Source organism: Mesorhizobium sp. M00.F.Ca.ET.216.01.1.1 (genome assembly GCF_004010325.2).
In the GTDB taxonomy this organism is placed as follows: Bacteria; Pseudomonadota; Alphaproteobacteria; order Rhizobiales; family Rhizobiaceae; genus Mesorhizobium.
The window spans coordinates 1-322 of sequence record NZ_SADR02000362.1; the positions used below are offsets into that span (position 1 = coordinate 1).

A 322-nucleotide genomic window follows, 5' to 3' on the forward strand; every position below is an offset into this window, starting at 1 on the left:
GTGCAACGTCGGTGCGCCGCTTGCAAGGCCCAGCGATTCGCGCGCGCGCTCGACAAGCAGATGCGCGGCGATCTCACGAATTCGCGTCTTGACCGGCGCGAGGCCCACAAGGTCGCGGTCGAGTTCCGCGAGCACCTCGCCGATGCCCGAGTCGCGATACAACGCAGCGAGGTCGATATTCGGCGGCAGCGCGAGGTTCATGGCTCAGCGCTCCGTAACGTAGCGTGCGCCGGAAGGCCGGTCGCTCGCGTAGCCCGCGAGCCCGTAACGTTGCACGCGCTCTGGCCCGTCCTGGCGCGTAAGACGGAAGCCCGGTTCCTCC

Annotated in this window: 1 pseudogene; it reads right to left on the minus strand. The window is 68.3% G+C overall.

What is annotated here, in order from left to right:
• Positions 1 to 201, minus strand: a pseudogene (locus EN859_RS36475) (CbbX protein); the annotation flags it as partial.
• Positions 202 to 322: the final 121 nt, after the last annotated feature.